Annotated in this window: 12 protein-coding genes; all 12 read right to left on the reverse strand. The window is 54.3% G+C overall.

Annotated features, from left to right (window positions below; all coding sequences use genetic code 11):
• Nucleotides 1–187: 187 nt before the first annotated feature.
• Nucleotides 188–1,561 carry a PDZ domain-containing protein gene (locus tag HRQ63_RS23855; RefSeq protein ID WP_172247657.1) on the reverse strand — a complete coding sequence of 458 codons (1,374 nt, stop codon included), beginning with the start codon at nucleotides 1,559–1,561 and terminating at the stop codon, nucleotides 188–190.
• Nucleotides 1,562–1,634: 73 nt separating this feature from the next.
• A complete protein-coding gene (locus HRQ63_RS23860) occupies nucleotides 1,635–3,086 on the reverse strand; it encodes a S41 family peptidase (RefSeq protein ID WP_172247658.1) in 1,452 nt (483 codons plus the stop codon).
• A 154-nt stretch (nucleotides 3,087–3,240) separates the two neighbouring features.
• On the reverse strand, nucleotides 3,241–4,626 hold the full coding sequence (locus HRQ63_RS23865; protein WP_172247659.1) for a M23 family metallopeptidase: 1,386 nt from the start codon (nucleotides 4,624–4,626) through the stop codon (nucleotides 3,241–3,243).
• Between the two features lie 52 nt (nucleotides 4,627–4,678).
• Complete coding sequence (gene ftsX, locus HRQ63_RS23870; protein ID WP_172247660.1) at nucleotides 4,679–5,587, reverse strand: permease-like cell division protein FtsX; 909 nt, start codon at nucleotides 5,585–5,587, stop codon at nucleotides 4,679–4,681.
• Nucleotides 5,577–6,263 carry a cell division ATP-binding protein FtsE gene (ftsE, locus tag HRQ63_RS23875; protein WP_172247661.1) on the reverse strand — a complete coding sequence of 229 codons (687 nt, stop codon included), beginning with the start codon at nucleotides 6,261–6,263 and terminating at the stop codon, nucleotides 5,577–5,579. Before ftsE ends, ftsX begins: the two co-directional genes overlap by 11 nt.
• 393 nt (nucleotides 6,264–6,656) lie before the next feature.
• On the reverse strand, nucleotides 6,657–7,298 hold the full coding sequence (gene gspM / locus HRQ63_RS23880; RefSeq protein WP_172247662.1) for a type II secretion system protein GspM: 642 nt from the start codon (nucleotides 7,296–7,298) through the stop codon (nucleotides 6,657–6,659).
• On the reverse strand, nucleotides 7,279–8,952 hold the full coding sequence (gene pilM / locus HRQ63_RS23885) for a pilus assembly protein PilM (RefSeq protein ID WP_172247663.1): 1,674 nt from the start codon (nucleotides 8,950–8,952) through the stop codon (nucleotides 7,279–7,281). The genes gspM and pilM overlap by 20 nt, the downstream gene beginning before the upstream one ends.
• 15 nt (nucleotides 8,953–8,967) lie before the next feature.
• Nucleotides 8,968–9,723, reverse strand: coding sequence for a prepilin peptidase (locus HRQ63_RS23890; RefSeq protein WP_172247664.1), 756 nt, complete (start codon nucleotides 9,721–9,723; stop codon nucleotides 8,968–8,970).
• A 270-nt stretch (nucleotides 9,724–9,993) separates the two neighbouring features.
• The gene (locus HRQ63_RS23895) at nucleotides 9,994–10,461 is read right to left on the reverse strand and encodes a prepilin-type N-terminal cleavage/methylation domain-containing protein (RefSeq protein ID WP_172247705.1); all 468 of its coding nucleotides are present in this window, start codon (nucleotides 10,459–10,461) and stop codon (nucleotides 9,994–9,996) included.
• A gap of 196 nt (nucleotides 10,462–10,657) precedes the next feature.
• The gene (locus tag HRQ63_RS23900; RefSeq protein ID WP_172247665.1) at nucleotides 10,658–11,866 is read right to left on the reverse strand and encodes a type II secretion system F family protein; all 1,209 of its coding nucleotides are present in this window, start codon (nucleotides 11,864–11,866) and stop codon (nucleotides 10,658–10,660) included.
• On the reverse strand, nucleotides 11,866–12,915 hold the full coding sequence (locus HRQ63_RS23905; protein ID WP_172247666.1) for a type IV pilus twitching motility protein PilT: 1,050 nt from the start codon (nucleotides 12,913–12,915) through the stop codon (nucleotides 11,866–11,868). Before HRQ63_RS23905 ends, HRQ63_RS23900 begins: the two co-directional genes overlap by 1 nt.
• 37 nt (nucleotides 12,916–12,952) lie before the next feature.
• Complete coding sequence (gene gspE / locus HRQ63_RS23910; RefSeq protein ID WP_172247667.1) at nucleotides 12,953–14,617, reverse strand: type II secretion system ATPase GspE; 1,665 nt, start codon at nucleotides 14,615–14,617, stop codon at nucleotides 12,953–12,955.
• Nucleotides 14,618–14,854 lie beyond the last annotated feature (237 nt).

Below are 14,854 nucleotides of genomic sequence, written 5' to 3' on the forward strand. Positions count from 1 at the left end.
GTATACATAAAGAAAATACCGACATAGGCCGAAAGGATCATGTCAGGTTCGGAAAGGTTGGGCATTGAACGCATAATAAGGACGGCTCCATCAGCCGTTACACAGCTGTCGGAACCGTCCTTTAAAATCATTAAAATCGACCGATTCGTCTATTGGGGCGTGTACGCAAACTTAACGACGTGCATCTTTAGCTGCCTTTTCGCCCTGTGATGTCAACATCAGGTTCACTCATGGATTCGCTCTTATCTAACGGTATACCCGGCAATAAGACTGGCTGGCTCTCGATCTCGGAGCTTTCCGAAATACGTTTTTGTTCAGGATGCACGCTCCACAAGCCCGGCAAGGACAGAGGGTGTGCAGGCTTTTCGGATACCGAAGTATCGTCCGGCGCGAAAATGAATCCAAGCTGATGGTGATCGCCATCGTAGATGGGACGCTGCAAGAACTTGCTCTCCCCGCCGCGATTCTGCACTTCCAGTTTACAGAAGGCCGAGTTCATGCGTAGCGATTCGTGCATTTGCTGCGTGGTAGCAACCAGGCTGCCATTCACCTTCAGCAACGTCTCACCCGGCAAAATCCCCATGTCCTCGGCAGGACTTCCCGGTTGGACAGCCAAAATTCGAAGCCCTCGGCCGGAATGGGCATACATCGCGGATTGGCCGTCCTCTTCGCGCAGGCTATCCCGAATCAGCGCTTCACGCAGGGCAACACCCGCAATCCCGACGACTACCGTCATCGGCGACCAGAATACGGCACCCAGCGCCAGTACCAATAATACGGCTCCGAACATCAGCCCGCGACGCGCAGCATGCGCTGCTTTTTGCTCCGGCAGCAGCGTCCAGGTCACTTCCGGCATGCCGATCATGACCGGCAGCGCCAACAGCATATATCCGGTTGCTTCCGGAATCCCAAGGCCCGCGAGAAGAGGCGGATTCCATGGCAATGAGATCGGACCGTTTTCGGAAGGAACGAGCAGCAAGGTCGGTACTAACCAGAGCATGCGCAATACGTAAGCCCCGACCGGACGTCCCCTTTTCCCCGGTATGTACGTCGGCAAAGCAAAGTCTTTTCCTTGCCAGGCAATCAGGCCGCTTTCCGCTAAATGCAGCAGCGCCGCAAGCACCAATAGCGCCGCGATATTCAACTCGTCGATCGCTCCGAATATCGTGCCGAAAATGCCTGTATCAGGCAGACCGGAAATGTAGCTCAGCACTAACTGCAAAAGGCCAAGAACGCCTACCGCGTAAATAAAGTTGGCAAAGCGAATACGGAAGACCAGCAGCACGAGCGCAGTCACCCATACCACTGCCGCCCCGACAGGCGTCATTGTAAATCCGATGCCTGCCATCACTAACGAAACCGCTACGCCTGCACATAATCCGCCAAGCAGCGCCCGCATGGCAGGCATACCATACCCATGCAGCCGGATATGAAAAAGTTTCCGTTCCAAAATCCCCTGACGGCGATAATACAAGAGCAGGATCAACAGTCCCGCCCAATAAAAAGGCTGAATCACAAGTTCCAGCAGTCCCGACAGGATGATTTCCACATATTCGTTCATCGGTGTCTCCTTTTCGTCCCGCTAAATAAAAAGAGAAGGCTCGCGCCTTCTCTCATTGGTTCAAAACGCTATGTCAGGAGTTCGACGCCGGAGCAAGCGTTTCCTGCTTGAGTTCCTGGATCGCTTTATTCAACTGCGTATCATTGGCCGGATCGGCGATTTGTTCAAGAATAGCCGCTTCCAATGCAAGAGCCGTCTTTTCGTCCACAAATCCGCTTACCGTCAGCTTTTTCGCTTTTTGAAAAGCTTGAACTTGTTTTTTGGTCTCTGCATCGAAGTAACCGTCTTTACGCTTCGTATCATAACCCAGTCCGCTCAACATGATCTGTGCGCTTTTGACGTTATCATTGTTCATGTTGTACTTCAGCGTCTGTTCTTTATCGATCGGCGCTACCGTAAAGTAATCCGGCTGGCTGATCTTCTCGTCCGGCTTGATGCCTTTTTCATGAATCCATTCGGCATCCGGCGTCAGCCATTTGGCGATCGTGATTTTGAGGAGCGTGCCGTCGCCGAGGCGATCCGGAATGCTCGTTTGCACGGTGCCTTTACCGAAAGAGTTTTCGCCCAGAAGCTTCGCTCCTGCGGATTCTTTCAGCGCGCCTGCCATAATCTCGGATGCGCTGGCGCTGCCGCCGTTGATGAGCACGGTAACCGGATAAGCTTTCTCAGCAGCTAAGCCCGAAGAACGAACCGTCTGACGCGTGCCGCTGCGCTGTTCTTCCTGTACGATAATGCTGCCTTTCGGCACGAACTCTTCCGCCATATCCACGACGACATTGAGCAGGCCGCCCGGGTTGCTGCGCAGGTCGATAACCAGGCCTTTCATCTTCTGTTTCTCCAGCTTGGCCAATTCTTCCTTGAAACGGTCACCCGTATTGGCGGAGAATTGAGTCACTTCGATAACGCCGATTCCGCAGTCTTCCATATGGGCATTGACCGTCTCCAACTTGATGTCGTCACGAGTCAGCTCGAACTTGATCGGATCGGTGGTGCCTTCGCGCTTCACCATGATCGTGACTTTGCTGCCTTTCGGACCGCGAATCTTGGACACGGCCGTTTGCAGATCAAGACCTGCCAACGATTCGTCGTCTACGGAAAGCAGAACGTCTTTAGCCTGAATGCCTGCTTTTTCCGCCGGCGAACCCTTGATCGGGGAAACGACCGTTACTTGTTCGTTCTTCAGTTCGACTTCCGCGCCGATGCCCGTAAACGAACCTTCGATCGATTCGTTGAATTCGCTCGCTTGTTCGGCTGCCATATAGGAGGAATAAGGGTCGTCCAACGCGCCTACGATCCCGTTGATCGCGCCTGTCACGAGCTTCTCGTGATCGACTTCTTTATAATAGCCGTCTTCGATCAGTTTGACCGCCGTATTCAGCTTGTTCATCTCATCCTGGCTGAGCCCCGTGCTTGCGCTCGCCCCGCTGCTCGCGAAGATCGGATAATTCGTCAAGGCCAGCACCGCTCCCCCTCCGATGATCATGGCCAAGATGACCAACAGAATCGCTGTCCGTTTTTTTACCATGGTGCAAGCCTCCTTGGAAGTATCCTCAAACTATCTTCAAATGGTGATATCGTTTTCCCTATTGTGGCCGAAGCTTCCGTCAAACGCAAGACCCGCCCGTAAACGTACCGGGCGGGAAGCAAATGAGGTCGAGCCTAGCCTTGTATAACCGGATTTACCAGCCCAGATAAGGAACCGGGTTGACGGGTTCGCCGTTGATGCGTACTTCAAAGTGCAAGTGAGGTCCCGTCGAGTTTCCTGTTGAACCGACTTCGGCGATTTTTTGTCCGCGCGATACGGTTTGTCCCGACGAGACGGCAATGCCTCCGTCGCGGATATGGCCGTACAGCGTCCAAACTCCGTTACCGTGGTCGATCACGACCGTGTTGCCGTAACCGTTCCACCATTGGGCAACCGTCACGACGCCGCCTTCCGCGGCATGAATATCCGTGCCTTGCGGTGCTGCCATATCGACGCCCGTATGCTTTTTGACTTTGCCGGTAATCGGGTGTACGCGAGTGCCGAATCCCGAAGACATGCGGTAGCTATCGACCGGCGTCAGCATCGAACCGCTATTGGAAGACGTCGATCCGGAGTCGGGAGACGAATCGGGCGAGGACGAATCTCCGCTGTTGTACGAGTAGTCGCTGGTTGCAGGCGCTTGGACCGCCGCCGCTGCGCGAGCCGCTTCGGCTTCGGCAATCCGCTGCTCTTCCGCTTTTTTCGCGGCTGCCGCTTGACGAGCTTTCTCTTGAGCGACGCGCAGCGCTTCTTCGGCCGCTGCGCGGCGCTGAGCTTCCTCGATTTCGCGCTTCTCGCGTTCCAGATCGGAACGCTTTGTCGCGAATTCGATCAGCATCGCATCTTGCTCTTCGCTGATTTCGCCGGCTTCTTCGATATCGACTTCATATTGGGCGATCAGCTTGCGCTTCTCTTGTTCTTTCGCATCGAGATCTTTTTTGTGCGATTCGACTTGAGCCAACAGCGTCTTCTGCTTGGCATGTTGGGTTTCCAAATCGGCTTGCTTCTCGATCACGATCTCCTGGTCGCGCTTTTGCTCGTCCAAAACGTTGTTGTCTTGTCCGATGATGCGCTTGATCGAATCGGCGCGGCTCAGGAAGTCGCTGAAATCGGCCGAAGCCATCAACACGTCCAGATAGGAAACGGAACCGTCCGTGTACATCAGTCGAACTCGCGTGTCGAGAAATCCTTCGCGCTCGGCAATACGCTTTTTCGCTTGTTCCAGCTCCTGCTGCGTTTTCTCAAGCTCCGCTTCCGTGTCCGCAAGTTCTACCGTTACCTGCGTCAGCTTGCTGCCGACCGCTTCGATGTTCGCGAGAACCTGCTCCAGGTATTCCGTCGTTTTGTTTTTGCTGCGCTCGGCTTTTTGCTTATCGGCATCCGCCGCGTTCTTCTGGGCCTGTGCGTCCTGCTCTTTTTGCTGCAGCTCTTCAAGCTGACGATCGATTTTGTCAGTCGCGCCCGCAGCGTAGAGATTGGCGGGCTGGACGATCACTGCGGCCAACAAAACGCCGGCCAATACCGAAGCTGTTTTTTTCAAAGCGGATTCCCCATCCTTTATTTCGGATTATTGTCGGACCTTTATTTCGACGTTAGACTTTCAAGAATTTACGAATAGAAATGGTGCTTCCCCAAGCTCCGATCAAGAAGCCGAGTCCAAGGATCAAAATGCTGAACCAGAGCCAGACATCGCTTAGCGGAATAAGCGTGAACAACGCCGAAGTCCAACCCGATGCGGCCAATTCGACTCTGAAGTAAACGTAAAGCAGGATGCCCAGCGTGATTGCGGAACCCGTCATGCCGATCAGCACGCCTTCGATGAAGAACGGCCAGCGGATAAAGCGGTTCGTTGCCCCCACGAGCTTCATGATCGCAATCTCCCTGCGGCGGGCGATAATCGTGATTTTAATCGTATTGGCGATCAGGAACATCGCCATGACGCCGAGCGCCAGTACCAGCACCACCCCGACTAAGCGAACGGTCTGGGTCCATTGGAACAGCCGTTCAGCCGTCCCTTTGCCATAATCGACTTCGTAAATGGGCCCGTCCGGATCGGCGCCGTTCAGCGCCGAAATCTTGTCGGCTACGAACGGCACCGTCGTGGCTTCGATCACCTGTACTTTGAACATATCGGGCAGAGGATTCGTACCCGTCTCCTCGTATCCTTTAACCATCGCGTCGCCCAATGTCTCGCGCATCGCCTCAAGACCTTCTTCTTTCGAAACGAAGCTGACTTCCTGAACTTCCGGCATGCTGCGAATTTCTTGTTCCACCGTATCGCGACCTGCCTGATCGATCTCCAGATTCAGGTATACGCTGATCTCGATCTGCTTGTCGACCTCGTCTGCCGCCCGATCCAGATTCAGAACCAGCAGCAGGGCGACTCCGAGCAGCGAAAGCGACACGACAATGGACAACATCGAAGCGATCGACATCCAGCCGTTGCGGAATACGTTTTTCGTGCCCTCGCGAAAGTGCCGCAGAAGGGTGTTAAAATTCATAACCGTATTCTCCCCTCAACTGGTCGCGAACGACTTGTCCGTCTTCGATCGCGAGCACGCGCTTGCGCATCGTATTCACGATCTCTTTATTGTGCGTAGCCATGACGATCGTCGTTCCGCGGAAGTTGATCTCGTCCAGCAGCTGCATGATGCCCCAGGACGTCTCCGGATCAAGGTTGCCGGTCGGCTCGTCCGCCACGATCACCGACGGATTGTTCACGATCGCCCGCGCGATGGCAACCCGCTGCTGCTCGCCGCCCGACAGATGTTGAGGCTCGCGATTGGCTTTATTCTTCAGCCCGACCAGGTCGAGCACTTCCATGACCCGCTTCTTCATAATCTTTCTCGGTGCTTCGATAACTTCCATGGCGAAGGCCACGTTCTCGTAAGCGGTCAGTTTCGGCAGCAGCCGGTAATCCTGGAAAATGACCCCGATATTGCGGCGAAGCAGCGGAATATTGCGCTGCTTCAGCTTGCCGAGGTTAAATCCGTTAACGGAAATCTGCCCTTTCGTCGGAACTTCTTCCCGATACATCAGCTTCATGAACGTCGACTTGCCCGCGCCCGACGGGCCGACGACGTATACGAACTCGCTACGGTCGATCTGGACCGTAACCCCTTTGAGCGCATGGGTTCCGTTCGGATATGTCTTCCACACATCCTGCATATCGATCACAGTATCACTTCCCGGTTTTTGATTTTGCAGCCAAGCGTATTCGCGTCCCCCGCACGCCTGTCGTTCCTCGGTACCGCCTGCATATCACGGCGTCTATATATTCATGCCCGGCCTTCATTCGTCAATCGGCCCGGACGCCTAAGCTCTTCTCTATGTATTCATTGTAACAAATTTGTTACTCCGTGAGTAGAGACCCGGATTTCTCATAATGCGTAGGGCCAAGGGGGAGGTTTTTCTTATTCTTCCCTCTTGCAAAAAAGCTCCGGGCACGCTAGCAAGCGGCTCCGAAGCTTACGGGGTGCTACCCCGGCACTGACATTATGATTCTATGCACTATTGATTCCCAGTATAACCGATGCCGAAGGCGGGCGTCCAGCGCCGCTTTTCCAGCGTTTAAGGAGTCGTCGCGCTTCCTGTGCCGTCGGCACTGCCGACCGAACCGTTCGTCGAATCTGCAGCCTGCGGCAGATAGCTCGCGGTAAACGTGACCGTCGCGTCCAGCAGCGAGCTTCCGAAATTGTAAGGCTTGTTGATCGTGAACTGTTCGACCGAAGTAAACCGTGGGAGATTTTGAAGTTCGGTCATCCATTTCTTGATCTGCGCGTAATTGCCTTGGATGTTCACGGTCACGTACATCGCATTGATTTGACCGGATGTCGCCGTATCCGTCGTTTGCGCGGTCGCGGTACCGGAATTCGGGTCCGTGCCGGCGAACGTGGCGTCGGACAATACGACGTCGCTTGCCAGGCCGACTTGGTACAAATCGGTTACGATTTGCTCCTGATTCGGATCGGCAGGCAGCTTCTTGGCAATTTCTTCTTCGCTCAGTTCGCTTGTTTCTCCGCTCTTGAGCTCATCGATTTTTCGTTGAAAAATATCGTTTTCCTGCTGCAACCGCGCGACTTCGCTTTGCTGCGTTTGAATCTTTTCCGTTTGCGGACGGATCATCAGCATGTAAGGCACCAGCAGCAGCAAAAACAGTACGGCCACGCCCAGTATGAGCGCCTGACGATTGTTATGGATTCGTTCCATCATTGACGCTCTCCTCCTGTGTCGAAAGATCCGACGATGCCGCACCCGGAGCGATCGCTTCGCCTACGGACTGCACCGATTGAGCCGCCGCATCGGACGACGGGGCCGCCGCTCCTTGCATCGAAACGCTGTACACGACCGCATACAGCCCTGTCGGCCCCTGCGCGTTTCCGTTACCGGTATCCGTTTCTTCGGCCATGCTCGCAATCGTGGCGTCCGAAGTGAACGACATGCTTTTGAGAACTGCCAAATAGCTTGCGGCATCATCGATTTTGCCCACGTCGACTTTCAGGTCGATCGTGCTGTTTTGCGAATAAGCGATATCCCGGATAACGGCGCGTTCCGGCAGCCCGCCGTCCAATTCTTCCAGCACGGCCACCGCGTCCATGCGGGACGCTTCGAGTCGGGCGACCAGCATGGCGGGCGAACCTCCGCTTCCCTGCAGTCCGGCAAGTTCAAGCTGCTTCACGCTGCTGTCCGCTTGGAGGCTTTCCGTTTGCCCTGTCAAAGCATCGAGTTCGCTTTGCTGCGTAACATACATCGTAGTCACGCCGGCAGCCGCTACGAGCCACACGACCATAAGCGCGGCTAACGCGTACGGCAGCACTTTCGCGTCCCTGTCTTCCTTGGGCAGCAGGTCGATCAGGCTGTTTTTGTCGTCGCGAAGCGCGGCTCCGATCGCGACCCGGTATATGTTCACGGAAACGTCTTCCGCTTTGCCTGGCGTCGCTTCCGGTCTGAGTTCTTCGATATCGATTTCCGCCAAAGCCAGCTTCAGTTCGCCGACGAGCTGACGACGGCTGACCTCCGGCCCGGTAACCACCAACTCCGTGATCCGCGCCGCTCCGTCATGAAGGCTGTACTGATAGAAATTGAGCATCCGAGAAATTTCAGCCGTGATCTCCAGCATTTGCTCCGACGACAAGCTTTCCTCGCCGAGCGCCGCTTTTTGGGCCAAATACGATTCGGATTGGAACAGCGGCGCTTCTTCCGCCAAATCCAATAAATTGATCGTCCGCATAAAGACCGGATGACCTTCGCGGAACATATAGACGTCAAGCTGCGAATGTTCCAGATGGACCAGCATCGTATCGGCGAAAGGTTTGCCCTGCGTAATTTCGGCAACGCGCGCCAGCGCCGTCGCCGACACTTCCACGCTGTCCGTTTTGATGCCGGCTTCGTCCAAAATCGCGATGTATTCGTTGATCAGGTTTCGCGGCGCGGCGAATACCAGAACGCGGGTCACTTCTTCTTCCGAACCGTCTTCCTGGAGCAGCTTTTCGCGGCCGACCGGGATGAAATCGTAAACGGGTTCTTCGAACGGAAGATGCAGCCCCGTCTCGACTTCGAGCGCGACCAACTGCTGCACCTGCTTCGGATTGACGGCGGAAATATTCATTTTGCGGATAATGACTTGCGAAGGCGGAACGGATAGGGCGACGCGACTGCCTTTTAGTCCTTCCTGCTCCACCCATTGACGAATGTGCGCACGAAGCTTTTCCGCGTCCGGAATCTGGTTTTCGATAATGGTTCCGGGTTCAAGCGGCAAAAAGGCCTGCTTTTCGATCTCCCACGTTTTGTTGTTTTTGAGTTGGATAAAGCGGACGCCGGTCTGTTCGATGGTCAATCCCGCTTTTTTGCTTCCGAGTCCCAGCATGCCTGGTGTGTCCTCCTAACCGATCAGCGAGAAATATCCGCCGATAATCTGCGTTCCGTAGAGATAAGCGATCATTGTGCCCAGCGCGAGCCACGGTCCGAACGGAACCGGCTGTTTGCGCTGCACGATTTTAAAAGCGATGAGCAGCATGCCGACGACGGTACCGAATGCGCAGGCCAGCATGAATGCGAGTACTGCGGGACCGATGCCGAGCACGATTCCGCACAGCGCGAACAATTTGACGTCCCCCATGCCCATGCCGCCTTTCGTAAGGAGAACGATGAGCAGAATCAATCCCCCGCCGAAAAGGCCGCCGAGCGCGTAATGCCACCACGGCGCCTCCATGAAAAGAAACCGGAGCGCGATTAGGATCGGCGCGAAAAACAGCAGCACTTTGTTCGGAATGAGCATATATTTCAAATCCGCGACCGTGACGATCACGCACAGGCTGGCTAGCACGATGCCGATTGCAGCCGCGCCCGTCAGGCCGAAACGGAGAAACATCCAAAGGAAAAGTAACCCGGTGGCCGCTTCGAACAGCGGGTATACAGGTGAAAACTTGACGCCGCAGTGCCGGCATCTGCCTTTTGAAAAAATGTAGCTGAATACGGGAACCATGTCTTTCGCGCCCAATCTCGCATTACAGCTTCCGCAGCGCGACGGCGGGTGAACGACCGATTCGCCTACAGGGACCCGGAGTCCGACGACGTTGAAGAAAGAGCCGAATAGAAGGCCGATGACGGTGATGTAGATGGCGATGAAAATAGTCATAGAGTGTGGAGGATCGGAATAATGCGCTTCAGTCTAAAAGGTTGTTCCAATCGCTGTTACCCTCCAATTTCTTGATTAGATTAGGCAAAAGGGGAAATTGGAGGGTAAAGGCGTCCGCTCCGCTTTTCCACAATCCTTTTAGCCGTTTACTGAGCTTCCAATCTTTGATTGGGGAAAGACAAAGATTAAAAAGAATGTGAAGATTAAGGGGTAAAGAGAAACCGGAAAAACGGGTGGGTTTTTCCGGTTTGTTTGTCAAAATGAGTTTTTTTACTCGGCCGTGCTACTGAGAATTTCCGCAGCAGTAAAGTTTTTAGTTCCATCTGTCGTGCCATCAGAGATAGTAACGGCTGTTCCAGAGGCTTTCAACTGCCCATTCTGATAAATTACACTGCCACTCGTAATTGCTTTCTTAGTACTTGGCAAATAAAGACCCTTTTCAAGGAACCCATCTGCTTGAAGAGAATTGGTAGTACTAGAAACATTGACAGTTACAGTAGGAGGTGTACCTGTACCTTGAAAATCACCGTTAAGTTTATCCGTTACGTAAAGACGGGATGCATCATATACTTGACGCGCTGTTGCCAAGTCTGCATTCGTACGAGAATTATTGATGATGTTACCAATCAACGGAATCGCGATAACCGCGATGATTGCGATAATAACCAATACTGCCAAGAGCTCGATCAGGGTGAAGCCTTTTTCGTCTTTACCCATTTTGGACCATACGCGCTGCATGAACGTCGACTTGCGGGATTCTTTCACTTCTACTTCATTGACTACTTCTGTTTCTTGATTCATGTGATATTCACTCCCGTGAGTTAATTTCCGGATTTCTCCGGTACTGCTATTCGACCTCTGAACAGAGATCAGATCGCGGCGCCGTACATATCCCGTTAATAAAACGGACACTTCATACAGAGCCACGTGCTTTTTAAGAAATACTACTGTACAACGAGAACATTGGAAGCATAATCGCCGCCATAATGATACCAACTACCGCTGCAAGAAACGTGATAAGGATTGGCTCCAACAGGGATTTCAAACGATCTACGGTGTTATCCACGTCCATTTCATAGAAGTCGGCAACTTTACCCAACATATCACCCAGCGCTCCGGTTTCTTCACCAATCGCGACCATCTGCGTGACTAAAGGCGGGAATACCCACGATTTCTCCAAAGGCTCCGACAACGAACGCCCTTGACGAAGCGACTCGCCCGCACTACGAATTACTTTGCCGATGACTTTATTTCCTGCTACATCTTCAACAATGTTCAACGACTGAAGAACCGGTACCGCACTTGCATACAATGAAGAAAAGGTGCGGGTAAACTGCGCGATCGAACTTTTCTGGTTCAGTTTGCCGAAGACTGGAACCTTTAACTTCATATAATCGATCCAGTAAGCTCCTCTCTCGGTTCTTTGAGCCAAGAAGAATCCCACGACTAGAATCAGAAGACCCAAGCCCCAAAAATACCAACCGTGTTGAATACTGTTACTGAGTGCCAACACCACTTTCGTAATCGCTGGCAATTCCGCGTCGAACGAATCGAACATCGTAATAAACTGCGGCACGATCGCCCAAAGCAGATACACCGTCGACACGATTGCCAGTACCGCCACCGTCGCCGGATAAGTCAGCGCCGACTTTACTTTCTCGCGCGTCGAGTGCTGCTTTTCGAAGAAAACGGCTAGACGGTCAAGCGTGCCTTCCAGATCTCCCGTCTCTTCCCCCGCCCGCACCATGCTCACGAACAGAGAAGGGAAAATCCGTTTGTGCTCCTGCACCGCTTGGGAGAAAGGAATCCCCTTCAGCAGGCTCGAAGCGACCTGCACCAGCGCGCCTTTCAACGCTTTGCTTTCCGTTTGCCCTGCCAGGATCGTCGTCGCGTCCACGATGGTTATGCCGGCGCGGATCAACGTGGCGAATTGACGGCAGTAGATAATGAAATGTATCGATTTAACGGGGTTGCCGATATAGATTTCTTTCGACAATACCGTGTTGTTTTTCTCGACCAACGAGAAGACTTTCAATCCGCGTTTGCGGAGTTCTTCCATCGCGGCGGCTTTGTCGCTGGCGTTCAGCTTGCCTTTGAGCTGCTTGCCGCTGCCGGTTCGCACCTGATATTCGAATTGCGCCATCAGGCGGTCACCTCCGTCATGTATTCTTTGGCCGCCGCCGGATCAACCTGTCCGCGCTGCAAGTGCTCGCGGATGTTCATCTCCAGCGTGTGCATGCCGTGAGCCCTGCCCGTCTGCATCACGCTGCGGATTTGGTGAATCTTCTCCGAACGGATCAAGTTGGCGACGGCCGGCGTGTTGATCAGCACTTCGGTCGCGCAGGTTCGTCCTTGACCGCCGCGGTTCGGGAGCAGCCTTTGCGAGATTACCGCGGTAAGCACCGACGCCAGCTGAGTACGGACTTGCGGCTGTTGATGGCCCGGGAAAGCGTCGATGATCCGGTCGATCGTTTTCGGAGCGTCCGTCGTATGCAGCGTCGCCAGTACAAGGTGACCGGTCTCCGCTGCGGTAATCGCCGCCGAGATCGTTTCCAGGTCCCGCATTTCCCCGACCAGAATGACGTCCGGGTCCTGCCGGAGCGCGGCTCGCAGACCGTCCGCGAAGCTTGCCGTATCCAACCCGACTTCGCGTTGATGAACCAGCGACTTGCGATGTTCGTGCATGAACTCGATCGGATCTTCCAGCGTCACGATATGCTTGCTCGTCTTGCTGTTGATGTCTTGAATCATTGCCGCCAGCGTGGACGACTTGCCGCTGCCTGTCGGCCCCGTGACCAGAATCAGTCCCTGCGGCCGATGCGCGAGCGTTGCCAGCGAATCCGGCAAACCCAGCTTATCCATCGTAGGGATCCGTTCCGGGATGGAACGGGCCGAGATCGCGGCGTAACCCTTCTGCCGGTATACGTTGATCCGGAAACGATCGGCTCCCGGCAGCGCGTAAGCGAAGTCCAATTCGCCCTCGGTACGGAATCGAATCGCCCGTTCCTCGCCAAGCAGCTCGTCGGCCATGCGCTCCGCTTCTATCGGGCTGACGATATCGCCGGCCAAAGCGGTCAGCGAACCGTGAATCCGCACGCTCGGCGGGGCACCGACCGCGATGTGCAGATCGGATGCGCCTTTGGCGTGCATCTCGCGCAGCAGCTCTTCGATTGTCCGTGTTTGTTCGTTCATCCTCAGCAGCTCCTCGCCGTTGTTCGAAGCCCTTCCGTTAATGGGCGACGGTTTCTTTCATGACTTCCTGCAAAGTCGTGATGCCCATCGCGACTTTGCGGAAGCCGTCTTCGAGCAGCGACTTCATGCCTTCATTCCTTGCTACGTCGCGCATGTCTTCGATACTTCCCGATTCGTTGACCAGACGGCGCATCGCGTCCGTCATCGGCAGTACTTCGTGGATCGCGACCCGGCCGCGGTATCCGGTACTGCTGCAATTGCCGCATCCTCTGCCTTTGTACAATTTATCGGCGAAAGCCCCGTTGCTTTGCATGAGAATTTTTTCCTGTTCGGACGGCGTGTACTCGCTTCTGCATTCCGGGCATATTTTCCTGACCAGACGTTGAGCCACGACCCCGATCAGAGAAGAAGCGATCAGATACGGTTCGATGCCCATGTCGCGCAGCCGCGTCACGCTGCTGACCGCGTCGTTCGTGTGCAGCGTCGACAGCACCAAGTGGCCCGTGAGCGAAGCGCGCACCGCAATCTCGGCCGTCTCCGTATCCCGAATTTCCCCGACCATCACGATATTCGGATCCTGACGGAGAATCGATCGCAGACCGGCCGCGAACGTTAAGCCGACCGCCGGATTCACGTGAACCTGGTTGATGCCTTCGATCTGGTACTCGACCGGATCTTCGACCGTGATGATATTGGCTTCTTCTGTATTCAAATGGTTGAGTGCCGAGTACAGCGTCGTCGTCTTGCCGCTGCCGGTAGGTCCCGTCAGCAGCATGATTCCGTAAGGACGTTCGATCATTTCCTTGAACACGGACGAATTGCGGTCATCGAAGCCCAGTTTGTCCATCGATTGCACGCCGGTCGTCAAGTCCAGCAGCCGGAGCACGATTTTCTCGCCGTGCACCGTCGGCAGCGAAGATACGCGGATATCGATCATGCGGTAATCCACCTGCATCTTGATGCGTCCGTCCTGCGGCAGGCGCCGCTCGGCGATGTTCAGCTTGGCCATGATTTTCAGGCGGGCCGTGATGAAGCCCTGCATCTGCTTCGGAATCATCCGTTCGGTCCGCAGCGATCCGTCGATCCGATAGCGAATCGCCAGATTGTTTTCGCCCGGATCGACATGAATATCGGACGCCCGCAGCTGAGCGGCCTGTTGGATCATCTGGTTGACCAGCTTCACGATCGGCGAGTCTTCGTCGGTGATCTCGGTTTCCTCGATCTCTTCCGCGCTCGGCAGCTCGCCCATCATCTGGTTCATCGAGTCGCGCAGGCCGTAATGGCGCGCGATCGCGCGTTGCAGTTCGTCGCGCGTACAGATCGCGGGTTCGATCCGGAACCCCGTGCTCATGCGCAGATCCTCGATCGCGAAGTAATCGAGCGGATCGGCCATGGCAACCATCAATTTACTTCCTTCTTTCATAAAAGGAAGCACCTGATAACGCTTGGCCATGCTTTCCGGGATGATCTGCGTAATCGCGGGATCAATCTGATATTTAAACAGGCTGACGTGAGGAATTCCGAGTTGGAACTCCAACACTTCGATCAGCTGCTGCTCCGTGATGGTGCCCTGCGCGATCAGATGGTCGCCGAGCTTACGCTTGGTCTCCCGCTGTTCGACGAGAGCTTGCTGCAGCTGTTCTTCGGAAATAATGCCGTTCTCGACGAGCAGGTCGCCGAGCCTTTTTTTAACAATTGCCATTCCCGCTTCATCTCCGCCTATATTTATTGAAATTTGAGATTCAAACTTTGCTCTTTACAACCGAAATAAAATAAGGATCGACAAGCGCCTGAGACGAAAGATACACCAAAATTGGGACCGACGACCCGAAGCGTCTTTTTATATATCGTAGAATCGGGAGGGTTTTTTTAGAGGGTTTGAGAAAAAAATATAAAAATCATTTACGTTCGCGATTCGGAGCAATTTATTTGAGCGGAA

Origin of the sequence: Saccharibacillus endophyticus (assembly GCF_013185185.1) — a bacterium.
Taxonomy (GTDB): Bacteria; Bacillota; Bacilli; order Paenibacillales; family Paenibacillaceae; genus Saccharibacillus; species Saccharibacillus endophyticus.